Origin of the sequence: Brunnivagina elsteri CCALA 953, from assembly GCF_002289455.1 — a bacterium.
In the GTDB taxonomy this organism is placed as follows: Bacteria; Cyanobacteriota; Cyanobacteriia; order Cyanobacteriales; family Nostocaceae; genus Brunnivagina; species Brunnivagina elsteri.
On the sequence record NZ_NTFS01000487.1, the window covers coordinates 1 to 4392 of the forward strand.

Annotated in this window: 3 protein-coding genes and 1 pseudogene; 2 read left to right on the forward strand and 2 right to left on the reverse strand. The window is 40.1% G+C overall.

Annotated elements, in window-relative coordinates; genetic code table 11:
- The coding region (locus CK510_RS26925) for an ABC transporter permease (protein ID WP_095724587.1) at positions 1 to 520 on the reverse strand (520 nt) is incomplete at its 3' end.
- A gap of 266 nt (positions 521 to 786) precedes the next feature.
- Between CK510_RS26925 and CK510_RS26930 the strand changes: the two genes are divergently transcribed.
- On the forward strand, positions 787 to 1911 hold the full coding sequence (locus CK510_RS26930; RefSeq protein ID WP_095724588.1) for a DegT/DnrJ/EryC1/StrS family aminotransferase: 1125 nt from the start codon (positions 787 to 789) through the stop codon (positions 1909 to 1911).
- 77 nt (positions 1912 to 1988) lie between these two features.
- Here the strand turns inward: CK510_RS26930 and CK510_RS26935 are convergent, their stop codons facing one another.
- On the reverse strand, positions 1989 to 2741 hold the full coding sequence (locus tag CK510_RS26935) for a DUF561 domain-containing protein (protein ID WP_095724589.1): 753 nt from the start codon (positions 2739 to 2741) through the stop codon (positions 1989 to 1991).
- A gap of 212 nt (positions 2742 to 2953) precedes the next feature.
- Here CK510_RS26935 and CK510_RS26940 point away from each other — a divergent pair.
- Positions 2954 to 4392, forward strand: a pseudogene (locus CK510_RS26940) (ATP-dependent helicase); the annotation flags it as partial.

Genomic DNA, 4392 nt, shown 5'->3' on the forward strand with positions numbered 1-4392 from the left:
CACCTAAACTCAAATGTGTCTCAATTTCCAAATGGCTCGAATCAATCGTTTTTACCAACCGTTCCCCTGCGATCGCAGCAGCATTCATCGCACCACCTAAAATTAAACCAGCTAAAGGAATCAAATATCGCGCTTCAAACCAAGGTTTCGGTTGAATTATCAGGAAATTCAGATACAAAACAGCTAAAGCAGTACTAACAAATAATGAACCCCAAACCAATGGTAAAACTAAGGTAATCTTGGTACTGATGCGATTCCGGGTAACAGTTGCCGAAATTGTCAAGATTATTGCTAAAATCGCCAACACTGCCACAGCATTATTCATGGCACTACTCAGCGCAAAAATGAAATCCAACACATACCCCAAAACCATTAGTTGGAGAAATGTTCTCCCAGTGGCAACAAGTAGGTTAAACTCTAGTCCGAGTCTTTCCCAAGCAGATAAACCAATGGTAATCACCATTAATGCAACTGCGACAACTAAATCGAGAGGAAATTCTAACTGGATAATTTCTGGCATAGGTTGGGGATTGGGCAACTGATTCCTGATTACTTTTCACTGACTACTGACTACTGGGAACCTAACTGATAACGACTAATTCTTGGTGGATATATATTCAATAATGTATTCAATACTGCTGATATTTTTGTTACATTCTTTAAAACTAAGTAAAAATGCCCAAAAAAGCGTATTTTAGAAAACAGTATTTTTAGTCTTGTTTGGATTGAAAATTCAATTATCCATAAACATCTGTTTGCGTCAATATTTCTACTTCTACAAAACTCATGATTCAAAGTGTAAAATCTATCCCAGCCTTTGACAACAAGCAACAATATGCTACCATCGAAGCCGACATTAGCGCTGCGGTCTTAGAAGTGTTAGCTTCTGGTCGTTACATCGGTGGACCAGCAGTTAATGCCTTTGAACGAGCATTTGCAGCCTATCACAATCTTACTGAATGTATTGCTTGTAACTCAGGTACGGATGCTCTCTACTTAGCTTTACGTGCTTTTGACATTGGTGCGGGAGATGAAGTCATTACTACACCTTTTACTTTTATTGCGACTTCGGAAGTAGTTAGTGCAGTGGGGGCAAAACCGGTTTTTGTTGATGTTGACGCAAACACTTACAACTTAAACATACAGCAAGTCGCAGCCGCAATTACACCCAAAACTAAAGCGATTATTCCAGTACATTTGTTCGGTCAACCTGTCGATATGACAGCTTTGATGAAATTAGCCAAACAGCATAATATCAAGATTATTGAAGATTGCGCCCAATCGACAGGGGCTACTTGGGGTGGAGAGAAAGTGGGTAGTATAGGGGATATTGGTTGTTTTAGCTTTTACCCGACGAAAAACTTAGGTGGTTGTGGTGATGGTGGTGCGATCGCGACTAATAACCCAGAAATTGCTGCCAGAATGCGAGTTATCAAGAATCATGGACAATCTGACCAATATCATTACAGCGAAATTGGTGTAAATAGTCGTTTAGATTGCATTCAAGCTGTAATTCTGCAAATTAAATTACGGTATTTAGATAATTGGAACACCAAGAGAAGAGCGATCGCATCTCGCTATCATCAATTTCTATCAAAAATTTCCGGTATTATTACACCTCAAGAATTAACTGGTGGTGAAGGTGTTTGGAACCAATATACCATTCGTATTCTTGACGGAAAAAGGGAAGAAGTACGTCAAAAGTTACAAGAACAGGGCGTAAATACAATGATTTATTACCCAATGCCATTACACTTACAGCCTATATATCAAGATTTAGGGTATAAATTAGGACAATTACCCATCGCCGAAGAACTAAGTAAAGAAGTGACATCATTACCCATGTTCCCCGAATTGAGCGAAGAACAGCAAGATCAAGTAATATATGCCGTCAAAGAAGTAATAAATTAATCGTAACGTAACGTAGAGACGACCCGGTGGGTCGTCTTTATTTATTTATTTAATTACGCATTTAATTACGCATTTAATTACGCAAAATTATGGGACGAAGTATTAGTAGTAGCCAAAGCTTCCACCAAACTACGTACAGCAGCAATCATGGCAACCTTGCTATTGAGTTGGTTGACAGCAGAACCAACACCAACCCCAGCAGCACCAGCAGCAGTAGCTAAAGATGCAGTCACACTAGAAATACCCGAAGCACAAAGCACAGGAACAGAAACAACGCGGGAAATTTCATAAGCAGCAGCCAAAGTGGGAGCAGCCTTTTCAATCAATCCCAAAGTTCCAGCATGTAGTGGTTTACTGCTAATACCACCTTCAGTTTGAATGATATCCGCACCAGCTTGTACCAACTCCTCAGCTAGTTGTACCTGCTTATCCAAAGTGAGAATATGGGGTACAGTCACCGAGAGAGTAATTCCAGGAAGCATAGCACGGGTTTTTTTGGTGAGTGCGAGAACTTCCTCAGCTTCAAACTTCCTACCTTGTGCATAGAAAGAATCAAAATTGCCGATTTCAATCAAATCTGCACCAGCAGCAACAGCTTGGACAAATTTTTCTGGTTCAACAGCCGAAACGCAAACAGGTAAATTAGTGATGTTTTTAACTAATCTCACTAATTCCACATCAGCAGCGATATCAACAAAAGTCGCACCACCAAGTTCGGCAGCTTTGACGACTGCTGCGACATTTTCAGCATCGAAGTTGTTCAAACCGCTAATTACTTTGAGAGCGCGGCGAATTGCAAACGCACGTTGAAGGGTAGAATGCATTGTCATAGTTATTTATGTAAAGCATTAAAGTAGGACTATTGTGACATTAGAGGGTAATTCCGGCTAGAGGCTGAAGACATACATCCCACATTTTTTGGGGAAATAGAAATTTTGATGAATTCAGGGGTTAGGTTGTGGTGCGTTCGCGTACTCGCGCTGGTGATGTTATGCGATCGCATTAATCTGGTATTATTTATATTCTGTGCAAAGTATATTTAATGCCTGCTGTCCCTATGGCTACTTTTGAGGCTTTTAACCGAAAACTACAAGCACAACTTGCGGACACATACCGCAAACAACCGTTGCTGGAACAAAAAATTGTCCAATTATGTTCGCTTATTTATGAACCGTTTACTACTCTCTCGTTGGTAATTTGCCTGGAAAGAGCAGCCATATATGATGAAAAAAGTAAACTGTTTGTTAGTAAAACTTTATCTCCCTACATTGATAAATTAATCGAACATGGTTTGGTGGTTCAGGAAAATAAGCAGGGATATCGCTGTCATGCTCTGTTGATGGAAATAGCCACCCGCGATGCTGTAAAATCTGGAGATTTTCCAGAGTTGGCGAAAGCAGTGACTTTGGGACAACCAATCAGGGTTTTTTGGGAAGATGGACCTCGCAGTTTCCAAAACGATTTACAATTTATTCGGGAAGTGCGGATTGGTTTGTATTCCCAAGATTTAAATTTTATTAATCAGCAGCTTGAAGATTACCAAAAATTTGGTTTTCGGGAAAATAAGCTATCTCTGGAAGATGTTTTATTAGAAATATGCAATAACCCTTTTGATGGTGAGTGGTTTGCTACCTTACCAGAAAACTTGTATGACCATTGTATTTGGATGGTTCTCAATCACTCATTACTGAATTTTATCCCTGCGGATGAGGCATTTACCATGCTTCAGGAGGAATGTTTCAACTCAGCAGGGGTACATACTTCGGAACGATTGCGTTTGCAGTTGACAGAACAGTTACTTTTTCGCGGTTGTCTCCAGGAAGCAAAGGAAACTTTGGAGTCTTTGCCTGAAGATTATCTCCAGAATACTGCTCCCTATTGGGGATGGTTGTGTTTTTTGCAGGGTGATAATGTAAGTGCGATCGCACATTTTTCCAAGGGGTTGGAGCAATTAAAAAAAGCTGCGGGGAAACGTCAGGTTTATTTTAATACTACGGGTGGTTTATTTTTTATTCTGGCTTTAATTAAGGATGGTTCACCAAAATCACTCCAAGCAGCTTTGGAGCATACATCTTGGTTAGCCCGTCAGTCAGAACATTGGTTGAGAATAATTTACTATAACTTAAAGGTATTATTGCAGGTGCAGGGTGGGGAGGTTTCCCAAAAGCGATTTATTCAGGAAGGGAGAATTGCTTTCCCTGGGGATAATACGAGTTTAGAAGTTTTATTTCTTTGTCTTTGCCATTACTGGGTAGATGCAGATAATGCGTCCATGTTATCGGGTTTATTAGAGCAGTATTACCAACAAGGGATTGCATCGGGTTATCACTGGTTAGGGATGGAAGCAGTAGAATTACTATCCAGAATCAAAGCGGAAAGTAGTTACGAAACCCAAGCGGAAATTTTACGGGAAGATATTGGGATTGACAATAGTATCGTTGATATGATTAAACCCACAGAGGAATGGGAACAGTGTTTGAG